Origin of the sequence: Clostridium tanneri, assembly GCF_033659955.1 — a bacterium.
Classification (GTDB): Bacteria; Bacillota; Clostridia; order Clostridiales; family Clostridiaceae; genus Clostridium_AM; species Clostridium_AM tanneri.
In genome coordinates this window covers 25,390-44,255 of the sequence record NZ_JARUJP010000025.1, presented here as the reverse complement: position 1 = coordinate 44,255, position 18,866 = coordinate 25,390, and the positions used below count along the sequence as shown (strand labels likewise).

15 protein-coding genes are annotated in these 18,866 nt (G+C 33.0%); all 15 read left to right on the top strand.

Annotation, left to right across the window (positions count from 1 at the left end; translation table 11 throughout):
* Positions 1-426 precede the first annotated feature (426 nt).
* Complete coding sequence (locus P8V03_RS16190) at positions 427-1,458, top strand: molybdopterin-binding protein (RefSeq protein WP_318798979.1); 1,032 nt, start codon at positions 427-429, stop codon at positions 1,456-1,458.
* A 48-nt stretch (positions 1,459-1,506) separates the two neighbouring features.
* Entirely contained in the window at positions 1,507-4,227 is a 2,721-nt protein-coding gene (locus P8V03_RS16185) for a molybdopterin-dependent aldehyde oxidoreductase (protein ID WP_318798977.1), read from the top strand.
* 117 nt (positions 4,228-4,344) lie between these two features.
* Positions 4,345-6,606: a pyridine nucleotide-disulfide oxidoreductase/dicluster-binding protein gene (locus tag P8V03_RS16180; RefSeq protein WP_318798975.1), complete on the top strand. Its 2,262-nt coding sequence runs from the start codon at positions 4,345-4,347 to the stop codon at positions 6,604-6,606.
* 3 nt (positions 6,607-6,609) lie between these two features.
* Complete coding sequence (locus tag P8V03_RS16175; RefSeq protein ID WP_261673294.1) at positions 6,610-6,816, top strand: DVU_1557 family redox protein; 207 nt, start codon at positions 6,610-6,612, stop codon at positions 6,814-6,816.
* Positions 6,817-6,818: 2 nt separating this feature from the next.
* Positions 6,819-7,538, top strand: coding sequence for a DVU_1556 family methyltransferase (gene trsM / locus P8V03_RS16170; protein ID WP_318798974.1), 720 nt, complete (start codon positions 6,819-6,821; stop codon positions 7,536-7,538).
* A gap of 45 nt (positions 7,539-7,583) precedes the next feature.
* Positions 7,584-8,036 (top strand): DVU_1555 family C-GCAxxG-C-C protein, encoded by a 453-nt coding sequence (locus P8V03_RS16165; RefSeq protein ID WP_261673292.1) that lies wholly within the window; start codon positions 7,584-7,586, stop codon positions 8,034-8,036.
* A 2-nt stretch (positions 8,037-8,038) separates the two neighbouring features.
* Positions 8,039-9,394, top strand: a complete 1,356-nt coding sequence (gene trsS / locus P8V03_RS16160) for a radical SAM (seleno)protein TrsS (protein WP_318798973.1) — start codon at positions 8,039-8,041, stop codon at positions 9,392-9,394.
* 2 nt (positions 9,395-9,396) lie between these two features.
* On the top strand, positions 9,397-10,770 hold the full coding sequence (locus tag P8V03_RS16155; RefSeq protein WP_318798972.1) for a DVU_1553 family AMP-dependent CoA ligase: 1,374 nt from the start codon (positions 9,397-9,399) through the stop codon (positions 10,768-10,770).
* Positions 10,770-11,822, top strand: a complete 1,053-nt coding sequence (locus tag P8V03_RS16150) for an XdhC family aldehyde oxidoreductase maturation factor (protein WP_318798971.1) — start codon at positions 10,770-10,772, stop codon at positions 11,820-11,822. Before P8V03_RS16155 ends, P8V03_RS16150 begins: the two co-directional genes overlap by 1 nt.
* Positions 11,812-12,921 carry a DVU_1551 family NTP transferase gene (locus tag P8V03_RS16145; RefSeq protein ID WP_261673289.1) on the top strand — a complete coding sequence of 370 codons (1,110 nt, stop codon included), beginning with the start codon at positions 11,812-11,814 and terminating at the stop codon, positions 12,919-12,921. The genes P8V03_RS16150 and P8V03_RS16145 overlap by 11 nt, the downstream gene beginning before the upstream one ends.
* Positions 12,914-13,519: an alpha-ribazole phosphatase gene (cobC, locus tag P8V03_RS16140; RefSeq protein ID WP_261673288.1), complete on the top strand. Its 606-nt coding sequence runs from the start codon at positions 12,914-12,916 to the stop codon at positions 13,517-13,519. Before P8V03_RS16145 ends, cobC begins: the two co-directional genes overlap by 8 nt.
* A 29-nt stretch (positions 13,520-13,548) precedes the next feature.
* Positions 13,549-15,450: a sigma-54-dependent Fis family transcriptional regulator gene (locus P8V03_RS16135; protein ID WP_396125160.1), complete on the top strand. Its 1,902-nt coding sequence runs from the start codon at positions 13,549-13,551 to the stop codon at positions 15,448-15,450.
* Positions 15,451-15,488: 38 nt separating this feature from the next.
* Positions 15,489-16,268, top strand: a complete 780-nt coding sequence (gene aroD / locus P8V03_RS16130; RefSeq protein ID WP_318798970.1) for a type I 3-dehydroquinate dehydratase — start codon at positions 15,489-15,491, stop codon at positions 16,266-16,268.
* A 420-nt stretch (positions 16,269-16,688) separates the two neighbouring features.
* Positions 16,689-18,269: a SulP family inorganic anion transporter gene (locus P8V03_RS16125; protein ID WP_428978986.1), complete on the top strand. Its 1,581-nt coding sequence runs from the start codon at positions 16,689-16,691 to the stop codon at positions 18,267-18,269.
* A gap of 61 nt (positions 18,270-18,330) precedes the next feature.
* On the top strand, positions 18,331-18,864 hold the full coding sequence (locus tag P8V03_RS16120; protein ID WP_318798969.1) for a flavodoxin domain-containing protein: 534 nt from the start codon (positions 18,331-18,333) through the stop codon (positions 18,862-18,864).
* Positions 18,865-18,866: the final 2 nt, after the last annotated feature.

The window sequence follows — 18,866 nt, the reverse complement described above, 5'->3', positions numbered from 1 at the left end:
CAAAAAGCCTGTAAACATTCATGTTTACAGGCTTTTTTATTGTTTACGATAAATCACAATCAGACAAGATAAGTGAAGTCTGCTAATAATATAGTTTTACCCCGTACTTTTAAAAAGTACGGGGTTTTTAATTAACTTAATCCATGAAAAGTCATGGTTTTTTTTACTGCATTGATTTTAAACAATATGAAAGATAATAACTGAATAACCTATCTTCTTAATCTCAATGCTCAAAAATTATACAGTGATTAAAAAATGAACAGTTATAATAAAGGTATTTTGCTCAAAAAATTAGCAATCAATGTTAATAAAAAAACAATATTACATAAAATGGCATATCCCAGTTAATGGCATAAGACTTGCTATATATTTTAATGTATACAACTATTTTACAAATTAAATAGACTTACAAAGGGGGAGTGGGTTGTGAGGTTACTACCTGTTCAGGAAGCAGTGGGAATGGTACTTGGGCATGATATGACTGAAATAATTCCTGGGGAGCACAAAAAAGTCGCATTTAAAAAAGGACATATAATAACTGAGGAGGAGATTCCGAGATTTTTAAATATGGGAAAAGAACACATATTTATTATGGAATTTAATGAAGGAGACTTGCATGAAAACGATGCCGCAATAAGAATGGCAAAGGCAGCAGCTGGAAAGGGAGTAACTTTTTCTGAGCCTAAGGAAGGAAAAGTAAGTCTATTATCAAAGTACCCAGGTTTATTAAAGGTAAACTATAGGGCTTTGGATGATATAAATAGTGTTGATGATATAATGTTTGCCACATTGCATACCAATCAATTAGTAGAAGGAAACACAGTTATTGCAGGAACTAGAATTATACCATTAGTAACAAAAGAGGAAAAAATTAAAAGTATAGAAAGAATTTGCAGCGATAAGTATCCTATAGTGCAGGTATTACCTTTACAAAACAAGAAGGTTGGAATTGTTACAACTGGAAACGAAGTATTTTACAAAAGAATTGAAGATAAGTTTGGACCAGTAATACGTAGTAAGTTTGATAAATTAGGATGTACTGTAGAAAAACAGGTATTTGCAAAGGATGATTCAGAGTACATTGCCGCGTCTATTAAATCTCTTATAGAAGAGGGAGTGGAGCTAATAACTGTTACAGGAGGAATGTCTGTAGATCCAGATGACGTAACTCCTCTAGGAATTAAAAAGGCAGGTGCAGATATTGTCTCTTATGGTGCACCAACTTTGCCAGGTGCAATGTTTTTGCTGAGCTATATAAATGATATTCCTGTTCTTGGTTTACCAGGTTGTGTTATGTACAATAAAATAACGATTTTTGATTTAGTAATACCAAGACTATTAGCAGGAGAAAAAGTAACTAAGAATGATATTGTAAAATTTGGACATGGGGGAATGTGTTTACAATGCAAAGAGTGCAGGTATCCAAACTGCAGCTTTGGAAAAGGGGGATTATATTAATTTTTTAATATAATATATTTTTATTTATCCTTGAAAGGAGACAGGTATATGATAAAAAAGAATTTAACTATTAATGGGGTTCAAAGAACTGTTATTGCAGAAGCAGAGGGGCTTTTATCTGATGTTTTAAGAAAACAATTACTTTTAACAGGTACTAAGGTAGGTTGTGGAAAAGGAGAATGTGGAGCTTGTTCTGTAATTTTAAATGGCAAGGTTGTAAGATCTTGCATAACTAGAATGAAAAGAGTTCCTGATGAAGCAGAAATTATAACTATAGAAGGAGTTGGAGACCAAAAACATCTTCATCCATTACAACTAGCTTGGATGATACATGGTGCAGCACAATGCGGTTTCTGTACACCTGGATTTATAGTTTCAGCTAAAGCACTACTTGAAAGTAATAACAATCCAACAAGAGATGATGTTAGAGCTTGGTTCCAGAAAAATAGAAATCTATGTAGATGTACAGGATATAAGCCATTAGTTGATGCAGTTATGGAAGCAGCAAGGTTAATCCGTGGAGAAGTAACAAAAGAAGAATTATGGAGTAAGCTTCCAAAGGGAGAAAGTCTTTTAGGTTCAAAGGCTATACGTCCTTCTGCACTAGCAAAAGTAACAGGAACTTGGGATTTTGGAGCAGATTTAGGATTAAGACTTCCAGAAAATACATTACACATTAAATTAGTACAAGCAACAGTATCTCATGCAAATATATTATCTATAGATACTTCAGAAGCAGAAAAAATGCCTGGTGTTTATAGAGTTCTAACATATAAGGATGTACCGGGAACTAATAGAATAAATGGATTGGCTTTCCCATCTAATAAAGGAGATGGACTAGAAAGACCAATATTAAATGATAAAAAGGTATTCCAATTTGGTGATGCTATAGCTATGGTTCTTGCTGATACACCATGTCAAGCAGAAGCAGCAGCAGCAAAAGTTAAAGTGGAATTAGAAGAATTACCAGCGTACATGAGTGCTCCAGCAGCTATGGCTGAAGATGCTATAGAAATTCATCCTGGAACACCAAATATTTATTTTGAATGTTCTACTATAAAAGGTGAAGATACAAAACCTTTAATGGATTCATTAGAATATGTAGTTGAAGATGATTCATATGTAGGAAGACAACCACACCTTCCACTAGAACCAGATGTTGGATTTGCTTATTTTAACGAAGATGGGAAATTAGTTATACATTCAAAGAGTGTAGCACTTCATTTCCATGCTCTTATGGTAGCAGATGGTATAGGAGTTCCTCTAGAGGACGTAATAATAGTTCAAAATCCTACAGGTGGTACTTTCGGATATAAATTTAGTCCAACTATGGAAGGTCTTCTTGGGGTAGCAGCATTAGTAACAAAGAGACCAGTATTCTTGGAATTCAATATGTATCAACAAATAACTTATACTGGAAAGAGATCTCCTTTCTTTATGCATCTTAAGTTAGGTGCTGACAAGAGCGGAAAATTCACTGCATTAGAAACTGACTGGTCTGTTGACCACGGCCCATATTGTGAATTTGGTGACCTTGTAACTACTAGAGGTTCACAATTTATGGGTGCAGGATATAACATTCCAAATATAAGAGGAAACGGAAGAACAGTTGCTACAAACCATGCTTGGGGTTCAGCATTCAGGGGATATGGTTCACCACAGAGTTTATTTGCTTCAGAAGTTTTAGTTGATAAACTAGCTAAGAGGATGGGTGTAGATCCTCTTGAATTGAGATATATGAATGTTTACAGAGAGGGCGATAAAACTCCTACTGGCTGTGATCCAGACGTAATCTGCTTACCAAGTATGATTGAAAAATTACGTCCACTATATAAGACAGCTAAGCAAAATGCTGCAGAGAAGAATGCTAAGGGCGGAGATAAAAAATATGGAGTAGGAACTTCCTTATTAATCTATGGTTGTGGTCTTGATGGTCCAGATACCTCACATGCATGGGCAGAGTTAACTAAAGCAGGAGTTACTGTAGGAAACTCTTGGGAAGACCATGGTCAAGGAGCTGACATGGGAACTTTAACTATAGCTCATGAAACTTTAAAACCAATAGGAATAGCTCCAGAGAAAATAAAATTAGTTATGAATGATATGGAGAAAACTCCTAATAGCGGTCCTGCAGGCGGAAGCCGTTCTAACGTTGTAACTGGTAATGCTACTAGAGTTGCTTGTGAGAATCTACTAGCAGCTATGAAAAAAGCTGATGGCACTTACATGACTTATGATGAAATGGTAGCTGCAGGTAAAGATTTAAAATATGCTGGATCATGGACAGCACCTTGTAATGCTCCAGATCCAAAAGATGGTCAAGGAAACCCATTCCCAACTTATATGTATGGTGTTCTTATGTCAGAGGTAGAAGTAGATACTACTACAGGAAAGACTAATATAGATAAGCTTACTTTAATAGCAGATCTAGGAACTATAGTTAACAAGCTTGTAGTTGATGGTCAAATGTATGGTGGATTAGTTCAAGGTATTGGATTAGCCTTAAGTGAAGACTTTGAAGACTTGAAGAAACACACTACACTTACCGGATGTGGAATTCCACAAATCAAGGATGTACCTGACAATATAGAAATAATTTATCAAGAAACTAAGAGACCAAACGGTCCATATGGTGCTTCAGGTGCAGGTGAAATGCCATTATCAGCACCTCATGCTTCTATAATTAATGCAATTTATGATGCCTGTGGAGTACAAATTACTGAGTTACCAGCTTTACCAGAAAAGGTTTTAGCAGCACTTAAAAAATAGCATAAAATTATAGTTCATAATTAAGTAACTATATTATTTCAGTACTAGAGAGTGAGAATTCTATTCTCACTCTCTAAGTTCCATAATAAATAATATCTCATCATAAAGAGGTGGAAAATGGATTTAGAAAAATTGTTGAGTAAAGAGAAGCTATGTATAACAGATAAACCATCTCCATGTATAGCACAGTGCCCTATACATGTGGATATAAAGACCTTTATTGCAGAAGTAAGCGAAGGAAATCTTAAAAAGGCCTATAAAACCTTAGCAAAAAGAGTACCTATTCCAAGGGTTATATGCAACATCTGTGATCATCCCTGTGAAGAGGTTTGTATCAGAAAAGATTTGGGCGGTGCTATATCTATAGGTGCACTTGAAAAAGCAGTAATAAAGCACGGTTATGGAACTCCAAAAAAAGAATTTTCCATACCTAAAAATGGTAAGACTGTTGCAGTAGTAGGTGGAGGAATAAGTGGTCTTACTGTTGCCTTAGATTTAGATAAGAAAGGCTATGCTGTGACTATATTTGAAGAAAAAGCAGAAATAGGTGGAAGGATGTGGAATTTTCAATTACCACCAGAGCTTCTTAGGGAGGAGCTTGAGCATATCAAAAAAGGAAAAATATCCATAAGGTTTAATAGTAAAGTAGGAGAAGAAGAACTCCAAAAAATATCAAAGGACTATGATGCGGTCTGCATAGATACAGGAGAATGGCATCAGGATTTGGAGATTAGTGATTCCACATTTCAGACTAAAATACCAGGGGTATTTGCAGGAGGAACTTTAGTAAACAAAAATGATTCAGTTATATATTCTATATCTGCAGGAAGAAGAGCAGCTGTATCTGTAGACAGGTATATTCAAAAAATATCTATGACTGCATCAAGGGAAAATGAAGGTTCCTATACTACGCCTCTTACTTTAAACACGGAGAATATTGAAAAAATATTGCCTATAAACAGAAGTGATAAAGGTGAATACAGTGAACAGGAAGCAGTTTTAGAGGCAAAGAGATGCATTAGATGTCAATGCCTTGAATGTGTTAATTCATGTGTACACCTAAAAAAATTCAAAATGACTCCTAAGAGCTATATAAGAAGCATAAATCATAATGAAGCTATTATATTGGGAGATCACCATGCAAATAAAATGATTAACTCCTGTAGCTTATGTGGTTTATGTGGTGAAGTTTGTCCTTCAAAGCTTAACATGAGGGATATAATTATAGAAACCCGTCAAAGTATGGTAGAAAAAGAAAAAATGCCTCCTTCCGCCCATGATTTTGCCTTGAAAGATATGGAATTTAGTAATAGTGATAAATTTACTCTATTAAAACACCAGCCTGGTTTTGAACGCAGCAGCCACCTATTCTTTCCAGGATGTCAGCTAAGTGCCTCCTCCCCAGAGTATATTTCTAAAATATATAGTTACTTGACTACAAAGATTAAAGATGGAGTAGGTATTATGCTAGGCTGTTGTGGTGCACCAGCAGAATGGTCAGGTCGCAAACAAGAGTTTGAGGCTAGCATTAAAAATACTATTGAAAAGTGGGAGAGTATGGGTAAGCCTTCTTTAATTCTAGCTTGTTCAACCTGCTCTAATATATTCAGAACCTATATACCAGAAATAAATTGTGTTTCACTGTGGGAGTTTATGGATAAGAGTGGAATACCACAGGAAAATAGTAGACATGAGTATAAAACCTTAAGTATACATGATGCTTGCACTACGAGATATGATAGCACACTTCAAGATAGTGTTAGAAAAATCATAAAGAAATTAGGGCATTCTGTTAAGGAGCTTAAATTCTCAAGAGAAAAAACTAAGTGCTGTGGCTATGGGGGTCTTATTTATTATGCTAATAAAGAACAGTCAAAGGAATTCATAAAAGATAGAATAAATGAAGCAGAGGAAGATTATGTAGTTTATTGTTCAATGTGCAGAGATTTATTTTCATTAGAGGGAAAGAGAGCTTTTCATATTTTAGATTTAATTTATGGTGAGGACTTAGAAAAGTTAGGAGAAAGAAAAGGTCCTAAGTTATGGGAAAGAAGATTAAATAGGACTAAGGTTAAAGAAGAATTATTAAAGCTTTACGGTGAAAGCATTCACCATGGTGGAGAAATAGCAGCAAATATTATTTTGTCAGAGTCTATAGAAGAAAAGATGGAAGATAAATTAATTCTTTTACAGGATGTGGAAAAGGTTATAAAGAATGCTGAAAGTAATGTAGAGAAATTTGTAAATCCTAACAATGGTCATTTTTTAGCTAGAAAAAGATTGGCAAATGTGACCTATTGGGTTGAGTATGAATATGAACAAGAAAAATATCTTGTTCACAATGTTTATAGTCATAGAATGGAAGTTTTGGAGGGCTAAAATATGAATACTAAAAGTGAAGAGCAAGTGCCTTGGATTTGTTTTAATTGTGGTATAAATCTACAGCTTAGAAAAACAAATGTAACTTATCTTGGAGGAAACTTTGAAGTGGAACTAATGAAATGTCCTAAATGCGGTATGGTACTTATAACAGAAGAGTTAGCGGCAGGTAAAATGCTGGAAGTGGAAAAGGGACTGGAGGACAAATAATTATGGTCAGTTGCAATGCTTATGAAAGTAGGGCTATGAGGGAAGCTCTAGGAACTACCTTGAGACCAGGGGGATTTTGTTTAACCGATGAGGCTGTAGAATTTTGTAAGTTTAAAAAGGGAGATAAGCTATTAGATATAGGCTGTGGAATGGGAGCTACTGTAGAGTATTTATGGGACAGGTATGAATTAGAGGCTGTCGGTATAGATCCCTCAAGAAAATTAATAGAAATAGGAAAAAAGAGAAATAAAAAACTTAATTTAGTAGAGGGAAGGGGAGAATCTTTAGACTTTGAAAAAAGCAGTATGAAAGGGATTTTTGCAGAGTGTACATTATCTCTTATGGAGGACAGAAATAAAGTTATTTCTGAAGCCTATAGAGTTTTAGCGAAAGATGGGTATTTTATTGCTACAGATGTGTATGCCAAGAATCCACAATTTATTCACGAATTAAAAGATTTTTACTTTAATAGCTGTATGAGAGGGCTTCATGATTTAGAGGAATTAAAAGAGGAGTTTATAAGACAGGGATTTAAAATAGCCCTCTGCAAAGATTGTTCAGATTTATTAAAGCAATTGATGGTAAAAATTATTTTTACGTATGGTTATATGAATATATTTTGGCGTAACAGTACTGAATGCAGTATAAACTCCTCTAAATTTGAAGAAATTTTGCGCAGGTGTAAGGTTGGATATTTCATTATAGTCGGAAGAAAAACTTAATATAATAAAGTTCTCCATAAATATGAGTAATCTGGAGGTAATAAGATGAATGATATAGCATTTGATATTTACAAGCTATCCTCAGAAGGTTTTTGCTGCACACAAATACTTCTTAAGCTGGCTTTAGAGGAAGAGGGAAAGGAAAACAAGGATTTAATAAAAGCAGTAAATGGGCTCTGCGGCGGCATAGGTTTTTCAAAAAGAACCTGTGGAGTTGTTACAGGAGGTATATGTATTTTATCCTTATATGCAGGTAAAGGAGAAGCTAGAGAAAGTAAAGGTGAAGCCTTTAATGAAATGATTAACGAATATATGGAATGGTTTGAAGAAGAATTCGAGAGTATCGAATGCGGGGATATAGTTGGAGCCCATGTGATAAGTGATAGTGAGGGCAATGTAAGTTATCCGATAAAGTGCGGCAATATACTTATAAAAAGCTATGAAAAACTTCAGGAAATATTATATAAACATGAATACGATTTTGGAGAAAGGGAGTAACTATGGATAAAGCTACAGTGATTTCTGAAACAGAAAGTTTATGTCCTATTTGTCTAAAGAAAATAGAAGCAAAAAAAATAAAAGAGGGAACGAATGTTTACTTACAAAAGGAATGTGAATATCATGGGAGTTTTAAAACTATTATATGGAGGGATAGTCCTAAGATAGAGAGCTGGATTAGAAATAAAATACCTTCCTACCCTAAAACTCCCTTTACAGAGATAGAAAAAGGATGTCCCTTTGATTGTGGATTATGCAAAGAACATAGGCAACATACCTGCACTGCACTTATAGAGGTTACAGACAAATGTAATTTAAACTGCAGCTTTTGTTTTGCTAATTCTGGCAGCAGTTTTAATGAATTAACACTAGAGAAAATAGAGTTTCTTTATAGATCTGTTTTAAAGTCTAGTGGTAATTGCAATATACAAATATCAGGGGGAGAGCCTACAGTAAGAGAGGATTTACCAGAAATAATAAGACTAGGACATTCCATAGGCTTTAGTTTTATACAATTAAATACTAATGGAGTCCGTATTGCAGAGGAGGAGGGTTACCTTAAGGAGCTTAAAGAGGCAGGTCTTAATTCTATTTTCCTACAATTTGACGGTATGGATGACAGCATATATGAAAAATTAAGAGGAAAAAAACTTCTCAACTTAAAGCTAAAGGCTATAGAAAGTTGTAAAAAATATAATATTGGAGTGATTCTTGTTCCTACTTTGGTTCCTAAAATAAATATAGACAACATAGGTGCTATTATAGATTTTGCTCTAGAAAATCTACCAACAGTAAGAGGAGTACATTTTCAACCAGTAAGTTACTTTGGAAGGATTCCGGATATTCCTAAGGATGAGGATAGAGTTACTATACCAGAGGTGATTAGGGCTATAGAAAAGCAGACTGGGGGAAGAATTCAAGAGGAAAGCTTTAGACCACCAGGTTGTGAAAATTCTTTTTGCTCCTTCCATGGTAACTATATATATAAAGGAAATGGACAGCTATCTCAAGTAACTAAGCACTCTAGTGATTGTTGCTGCAGCAGTGAAAAAGCAGAAGCTGGAGCGGAAAAAGCAAAAAAGTTTGTGGCTAGAAATTGGTCCGAAAGAAACAATGTCAGCTCTAATATTAAAATGGGTACCTCACAAATCATGAACTGGGACGATATTATCCAAAGTATTAAGAATTATTCCTTTAGCATTTCCGGTATGGCCTTTCAAGATGTTTGGAATATAGATTTAGAGAGAGTAAAGGATTGCTGCATACATGTGGTAAATCCAGAAGGTAAACTTATTCCTTTCTGCGCATATAATCTTACAGATATAAAGGGAAATTATTTATATCGCAGGAGGAAGTAACAGTGAAAAAAACATCTCTTGAAAATTGGATATTTAAGAAAATAGGCAGCAGGGACATAGAAGACTATCAGTTAAGAAAGCTAAAGGAAAATATAAATTATGTGAAAAATAATAGTAGATTTTATAAGGAACAGTTAAGATATATTAATGAAAATGATATTAATTCTTTTGAAGATTTTGAGAAAGTCCCCTTTACTACCGCAGAAGATATAAAGGACAATCCTCTTAGATTTTTATGTGTATCCCAACAATATATAAGTAGAATTGTATCTCTTAACACCTCTGGAACTACAGGAAAATCAAAAAGAATATTTTTTACAGAGGAAGATCAAGAGCTTACTATAGATTTTTTTAAAGAAGGCATGAAGGATATTGTAAATAGTAATGATAGAGTGCTCATACTATTGCCCGGGGAAATATCTGGCTCTGTAGGAGATTTATTAAAAAAGGCTTTAAGTAGAATAAATGTGGAATCCTATATACAGGGCCCCATAAAAGATGTAAAGAAAGTATCGAATATTATCAAATTAAAAAACATAAATTCCCTAGTAGGAATACCTGTTCAGGTGCTTTCATTAAGTAGAAAGGAAAAGGAAGTTTTTTCTAATAGTATAGAAAAGGTATTGTTAAGTACAGATTATGTTCCTAATGCCCTTATAGAGGAATTGACGGATTCAGGGAATTGCAAGGTTTTTACTCATTATGGTATGACTGAGATGGGATTAGGGGGAGGAGTAGAGTGTGAATCTCTAAAGGGATATCATTTAAGAGAAGCAGATCTATATTTTGAAGTAGTTAGTCCTACCACAGGAAGAAAAGTAAAGGATGGAGAATACGGTGAAATAGTATTCACAACTCTTACAAGAAAAGGAATGCCTCTAATTAGGTATCGCACCGGTGATAAAGGAAGATTCAGTGCGAAGGCCTGCGACTGCGGTACAGTATTAAGGACCATGGATAGAATTTTAGGAAGAATAGAAAATAAAGTTGAAATTTATGATGGTAATTTTTTAAATATGAGAGATATAGATGAAAATCTCATTAAAATAAAAGAAATTATGAATTATGAAGTTAGTGTTATGGATAACTCTAAATCACAAATTTACAATAAAAAGGAAGGAAAATTGTATAATTATAGAGAAAATAATATAGAAGAAAAAAGTGAACTTGTTATAACAGCTTATGTTAGCAAGGAAAACTTTGAAGTTGTAAAAGATGAAATTGTAAGAAATCTAAATCAAATACCTGTAATAAGTAAATCTATTAAAAAAGGAATTTTAGAGATTAAAATTTTGCTTCCTGATAGAGAAAAGGAAAGTGGCAATGGCACCTTAAAACGAAGAATTTATGATTATAGAAGGGAGTATGAAGGATAATGATTTTATATAAAGATATTATAGAACTTTTGGATAAAAAAGAAAGCTTTGCTTTGGTCACTATCTTAGATAAATCTGGATCTGCCCCTAGGGAGAAAGGGACCAAAATGATTATAAAAAGAGACCTTTCTATCATAGGAACAGTAGGTGGAGGAATATTTGAGGCTTTAACTATAAAACTAGCTAATATGGTTTTAAATAATAAATGTTCTGTTGTTGAAGATTTCAACTTATCCAATGAAGGAGCTTCTTCTATAGGAATGATTTGTGGAGGAAACTTAAAGGTTTTAGTTGAATATATAGATGGTGAAGGAAGTACTATAACAGCAATATATAAAAAGGCATTTGAACTTGAAGAAAGAGGGGTTAACTTTTATTTAATTAGTAGAATTAGTAAAGATAGTTTTGGTGAAGGAAAACCTTATAAGTGGATTTGTACTGAAACAGATTTTTATGGAGAAGAAGAAGATTCTGTACAAGAGGTTTTTAAAAAGGTTAGGGAAAGATTTAAAGAACTGACTATTCATACTGTAGATGTTAACGATAAAGAGTATTTTATAGAACCGGTACTAAATCTTGAAACTGTATATATATTTGGAGCGGGGCATATATCCCAAAAGCTCGCAGATATAACAAAGCTAGTAGATTTTAAAACTATTGTTCTAGATGATAGAGCAGAATTTGCAAATATGGATAGATTTAAAACAGCGGATGAGGTTATTGTAATTCCTTCCTTTAAGAATTTATCAGATAAAATAAAAATAGACAAGCAAAGTTATGTAATAATAGTTACAAGAGGACATGCTTATGATAAAGAAGTTTTATCTCAGATGCTTAAAACCAATGCTAAATATATTGGAATGATAGGTAGTAAAAATAAAATTAAGATTACTTACAATAATTTATTAGAAGAGGGATATAACAATGAGGACCTTTCTAGAGTATATGCTCCAATAGGTTTACCAATTTCTGCCCAGACTCCTGAAGAGATAGCGGTAAGTATTGCTGCAGAGTTAATAAAAGTAAGAAGGGAAAAAAATAATGAAAGATAGTTGTAAATATTCAGCTATAATACTTTCTGCAGGATTATCTTCTCGTATGAATGGGTTCAAACCACTACTTAAATTTGGAGGGGTTACAGCGGTAGAGATGATTATAAGAACTTTTATTAGTGCTGGTATAGAGGACATTTTAGTTATAGTGGGGCATAGAGCCGAGGAAATAGTAAATGTATTAAAGAAGGAATCGGTAAGGTGTATACTAAATGAAAAGTATAAAGAAGGAATGAGTTCATCTGTTTTAAAAGCACTTAGTGAAATTGATAAAGATTCAAAAGGTTTTTTTTTAATTCCTGTGGATATACCCCTAATAAAAATAAAGACTTTGGAATTACTTAAAGAAGAGTTTTTAAAAGGAGAAAAGGGTATTATTTATCCACAATTTAAGGGGAAAAAAGGACATCCCCCTTTAATATCTACTAAGTATAAGAATAACATAATAAAAAACATTAGCAGCGGTGGCTTAAGAGAGGTGCTAAGCTTATACGAAAAAGACTCATCAACTATTGAAGTAATAGATAATGGAATATTGTTAGATATGGATACTTTAGAAGATTATAATAATTTACTAAATTATTTTACTTTTTATGACACACCAAATGAAGAGGAATGTAGTGCAATATTAAGGAAATACAGTGTTCCTGAAAAAATAGTAAGCCATGGAGAAGCTGTAGCAGCAACTGCTGTAAATATAGCTCAGACATTAAATAGGAAAGGTAAGAATTTAAATATAAATAAAATTAGAGCAGCTGCACTGCTCCATGATATCGTCAGGCAAGAAAAAAACCATGCAGAGGCAGCAGGTAAAATTATGAGGAGTTTAGGATATAGAGAAATTGGTGACATTATAGAAGTTCATATGGACATTTCAGTAAATGAGAAAGAGGAAATCACGGAAAAAGAAATAGTATATCTAGCAGATAAATTAAATATGGACTCTGAAAGCAGCTCACTTAAAGAAAGATTTAATAAAGCCTTTAAAAAATACTGTCGTGATACAGAAATTATAAAAAGGATAGAGCAGAGACTTAAAAATGCAGAGAAAATTGCAGAAAAAATTAATTGTATAGAGGAAATTATCTCATATGAATAAAATTATTTACTTAGTCAGACATGGAAAAATAGATACTGATGATAAAAAAAGATACATAGGTTTTTCAGATATACTATTAAATGAGGAAGGAGTTAATCAAGGAAAGAAATTAAAAAAGTTTTTTAGTGAAATTTATATAGAAAAAATATATTGTAGTGATTTAAGTAGAACGAGGAAAACTGCAGAAATTATTTCAGAAGGTAGAAATATAGAAAAAGTAGAATTAAAAGAGTTAAGAGAAATAAATATGGGTAAGTGGGAAAACAGAACTTTTGAAGAAATAAAAAATAAGTATCCAAAAGAATTTGAAAATCGAGGAAAGTATATAAAAGATTTTACACCAGATGGTGGGGAAAGCTTTGGTGTTTTTAAAGATAGAGTATTAAATATATTCAAAGGTATAGTGCTAGACACAAAGGAAAGTACAGTGATTGTTGCTCATGCAGGGGTTAATAGGATTATTCTAAGTGATATTTTAGGAATCTCTTTAGAGAATATTTTTAAAATAAAACAGGACTATGGGTGTATAAATAAAATAATAGTTAACCAATCAACAACTAGTATAAGTACTGTAAACTACACTTTATCTCATATTTAAAGATTCACTTTATAAAGGGGCGGAGTAAAGTGATTGATGAAAAAATTTTCAGACTTAGTATTAAAAATTCACATGAAAGATGTAAAAAGTGGGGCATTAATGTAGACCAAGTATATAGTAGGAAAATACTAAATGAAGTAGAGTTACAAAAGAAAATTGCTATAAATAGAGAATTGATTGTAACTTCTGCATCCTATATGGAAATGCTTACGGAAGTAACTAAAGAACACGAGTTTTTTGCGCTTCTTACTGATGGCGAGGGATGTATTTTAAATTCTATAGGAAACGAAAAAATACTGTCAGAGGCCTTTGCTATGAAGATGGTTCCAGGAGCATTTATGGACGAAAAGGATATGGGAACTAATGCTATGAGTATGGTTATAAGAGATAAAACTCCAATTAAAATTTTAGGAAAAGATCATTTTGTTAAGGCGTATCATAAATGGGGGTGCTGCGCTGCCCCTATAAGAGATGAAAACAAAAAGATTATTGGAGTACTAGATCTTACTGGATACGCAAAACATATACAATCCCATACTTTAGGTATGGTGATGGCAGCAGCTGCAGCCATAGAAGATATAATGATGACAAAGCAAAGCAATAGGCTACAGGATGTAACAAACAAACATATAAAAACTATATTTGATCAAATTCCTGTAGCATTAATACTGTCAGATGTAGATGGAAAAATTAAGATGTGTAATAAAAAGGGCCTGCATATGTTTGGCAGTAGAGAAAATAAGTTAAAAACCTCAGAAATGAGTGAGCTAATTGAAGATTGGGAGGAAATTAGAAAAAGTATATATATAGGTGAAAGTGTGTCGCAAGAGGTTAATATATACGCATTAAGAAATAGTTTTAAATGTAATCTAACAGCTATTCCTATATATAATTCAGAAGAGGATGTAATTGAAATAGTATACACATTTGAAGAGATAGGAAAAAACTCGGTAAAAAGTAAGAAGGCAGCACAAAACTGTAGAGCTTTTTATACTTTTGATAAGATAATTGGGGAAGATGAGAATTTTTTAAAAATAGTAGAATACGCAAAAAAGATTTCAGATAGTAAGTCTACAATCCTAATAATGGGGGAAAGCGGTACTGGCAAGGAAGTATTTGCTCAATCAATTCATAATTACAGTAGTAGAATCGATGGACCTTTTGTAGCATTAAACTGTGGGGCAATACCTAAGCAGCTTATAGAGGCAGAACTTTTTGGCTATGAAGATGGGGCTTTTACTGGTGCTAAGAAGGGAGGAAATATAGGAAATTTCGAGATGGCTGACGGAGGAACTATATTTCTAGATGAGATTGGAGAAATGCCTATAGAAATGCAAACTAGGTTGTTAAGAGTAGTGCAAGAAGGTACCATAACTAGAATAGGAAGCTCTAAGCCTATTTCTGTAGACATTAGAATTATAGCAGCTACAAATAGAGATTTAAAAAAAGAAGTAGAAAAGGGCAATTTTAGAAAAGATTTATACTATAGGTTAAATGTTTTACCAATATATTTGCCGCCTCTTAGGCAAAGGAAATCAGATATTTTACTCCTTGCAAAGCACTTTTTTAAGAGTATAGGTAAAAGACTTAATAAGCCGGATATAAAAATACCTGAGCAATATATAAATAATATGTTGAGTCATGATTGGCCAGGAAACATTAGGGAACTGGAAAATGTCATTGAATTAGTCATAAATACAGAATCTATACCAACTCACTATTTTAGGGAAGAGTGCTGTGATATGGAACCTTTTATAGAGTTAAAGACTGAATATCTAAACTTAGATTACGTTGAGAAGCAGCATTTGATAAAAGTACTAAAAAAATATAGAGCCAATATAACTCATTGCTCCCAGGTATTAAATATAACAAGAAATACTTTATATAACAAGATAAAAAAATATAATATTGATGTAACTCAATTTTTATAGTTTGGGTAAAATAATTAAGGAAAGGATCAGAAATACTTATGAAGAAAGTAGTTAATATTAAAAGTGTCACAATAGGTGAAGGTTTACCTAAAATTTGTGTACCAATGATAGGAAAAACGCTGTTAGAATTGGCAGAAGAGGCTAATTTTTTAAGAAATCTGGATTTTGATGTTGTTGAATGGCGGGTAGACTTCTTTGATGATGTTACAGAAATAGATAGAGTCAAAGAAGCATTAGAAACAATTAGAAGAATTTTAACTGACAAGCCTATAATCTTTACCTTCCGGAGTTCTAAAGAAGGTGGACAGAAAGAACTTGCTGTAGAAGCTTATTTTCAATTAAATAGAGCAATTGCTGAAACAAAACTTGTTGAAGTCATTGATGTTGAATTATTTAATGAAGAAAAAGCTATAAAAGACTTGGTTAACATAGCTCATGGAAATGGTATAGCAGTTATTATATCAAACCACGATTTTAACAAGACACCAGCGAAGAAAGAAATCATATCAAGATTATGTAAGGCTCAAGAATTAGGAGCAGATATTCCTAAAATAGCAGTTATGCCTACTTGCTCTGAGGATGTGATTACACTTTTAGATGCAACTCGCATTATGAATGAGAAGTATGCTGATAGGCCTATTATTACAATATCAATGGATGGAAAAGGGATTATAAGTAGAGTATCTGGAGGGTTATTTGGATCTGCATTAACTTTTGGAGCAGCTAAAAAAGTTTCTGCACCAGGACAAATATCTGCAGTAGATTTACGTAATATTATTAAATTACTTCATGATAATGCACAAAATACAGACTGTTAATAACTTAGGTTATTAACAGTTTTTTTGTATTTATTCATACTATTATTTACGTAATAGCAGTGTAGTTATGTGTATGATTAACACTACAGCTACTGTTTTTAATAAGTATGAATATTATAAGGTTACATCAATGAACAATAAGAGAGAAAAAATCAAGTTATTTACAATTAAGCAAGTAAGTATAATTAAAGTCAAGTTATATACAAAAAAGGAATAGTTTTAAGCATATTAAAGAATATGTAAAAAATATAAGCTTATATCCACTTATAAGGCGATATTTTAACCTATTAAACCTTTCACTTCGACGGGATAATTTGATATTATGGAATATGTTGTTTTAAATACAACTTATTTAGTAAATATATAAGGAAGGGTAGGTATTTTAAATTGTCCACATTTAGACCTAAGTTTTTTTCATGCATAAAAAATTACAATTTTAACCTTTTTTGTAGCGATATTACTGCTGGAATTATAGTGGCAGTCATAGCATTGCCATTATCAATTGCACTAGCTATTGCATCAGGAGTATCTCCGGAAAAAGGACTACATACGGCCATAATAGCTGGCTTTATAATTTCATTTTTAGGTGGTAGTTCTGTGCAAATAGGAGGCCCTACAGGTGCTTTTATGGTTATTGTATATGGAATATTGACTAAGTATGGACTAGATGGTCTTATAATATCAACTATATTAGCAGGAATTATATTAGTGCTAATGGGTATTTTGCGTCTAGGAAAGATGATGAAGTTTATACCATATCCAATAATAACAGGTTTTACTAGTGGCATTGCCCTAGTCATATTTTCAACCCAAGTTAAAGATTTTTTAGGATTAAACATTGATAATGTGCCAAGTGAATTTATAGGAAAATGGCAGATATATATTTCAAATATCAATAACATTAACTGGACAAGTGTTGCTTTAGGTATTGTTTCTTTATTGATTATAGTTTTATGGCCAAGAATAAATAAAACAATTCCTGGGTCTTTGGTAGCCTTAATAATTGCCACTGTTTTAGCCTATTTTTTTAAATTAAACGTTGATACCATCGGAAGCAAGTATGGAGAGCTTTCATCTGCTTTTCCAGGGGCTCATATACCAGCATTAAAGCTTGAAGTTGTAAAGGAGCTAATTCATCCAGCCCTTACTATTGCTTTTCTTGGAGGGGTAGAGTCACTTCTGTCCGCAGTAGTGGCTGATGGCATGACAGGAGAGAAACATCGTTCAAATACAGAGCTTATTGCACAAGGACTGGCTAACATAGCTTCAGGTATATTTGGAGGTATTCCTGCTACTGGAGCGATAGCAAGAACTGCAGCTAACATTAAAAATGGTGGAACTACGCCTATATCTGGAATGGTACATGCAGTAGTATTACTGCTAATTATGTTATTGTTTATGCCTTATGCAAAACTGATTCCATTATGCACCTTAGCTGCAATACTGATGGTAGTAGCATATAATATGAGTCAGTGGAGAGAATTTAAGGAGCTTCTTGGTACAACTAAAAGTGATATGTTCATATTGTTAACTACCTTTGCACTAACTGTACTTATTGACTTAGTTATGGCTATAGAGGTTAGTGTGGTTTTATCTAGTTTACTATTTATGAAGAGAATGGCTGATACTACCAATGTTGAAAATTTATCTTCACAGCTTTATAAAAGGGAAAAGGGTATTCCAAATGATACTTTAATGTATGAGATAAATGGACCTTTTTTCTTCGGAGCGGCAGATAAGTTTAAACAAGCGGTGGATGAAATAGAAGATGATATAAAGGTTATAATTTTAAAGATGAACAATGTACCGGCTATGGATGCTACAGCCTTCCATGAGTTAGAAGGCCTATATGGAAGTTGTATAGAGCATAACACTGAATTAATACTTCTTGGAGTACAGGAGCAGCCTTATTCTGTACTAGAGAAAGCTGGGTTTATTCATAAAATTGGAGAAGAAAATATGTGTAAGGATTTAAGTGAAGCGTTAGAAAAGGCTGCTTAACTGCTGAGGATTATGGTATAATATGGTTATAAATATATGCCATAAGGATGTGGAGTAAAGTATGACAAAGTCTGTTGTTATTTACAAATCTAAATATGGAAGTACAAAAAGATATGCCGAATGGATAGCTAGTGAGATTGGAGCGGATCTATTTGAAGCTTCGAGAATAAAAGTTGAGGATCTGAAAAAGTATGACATTATAGTATTTGGGGGCTTTATGCATGCAGTTGGCGTTAGCGGAGTTAAAATAATTACTGATAATTTTAAAGAACTGATGGATAAAAGAGTTATAATATTTGCTGTAGGTTGCTCACCTGGTAGGGAGTCCGAACTAAACCAGGTATTATCTAAAAATTTTAAAGAAGAGATAAAAGAAAATATAACTTTCTTTTACTTAAGAGGAGCCTTTAATTATAATAAATTAGATTTTGTTGATAAGATGATGATGAATGCACTTAAGATGAAACTTAAGAGGCTAAAGGAAGAGCAACTTGATGAGGATGTTAAAGGGTTGCTAGAATGTTACAATAATCCTGTTGATTGGACGGATAAGAAAGCCATTAATCCTATTATTCAGTGCATAAATAAATTGTAACT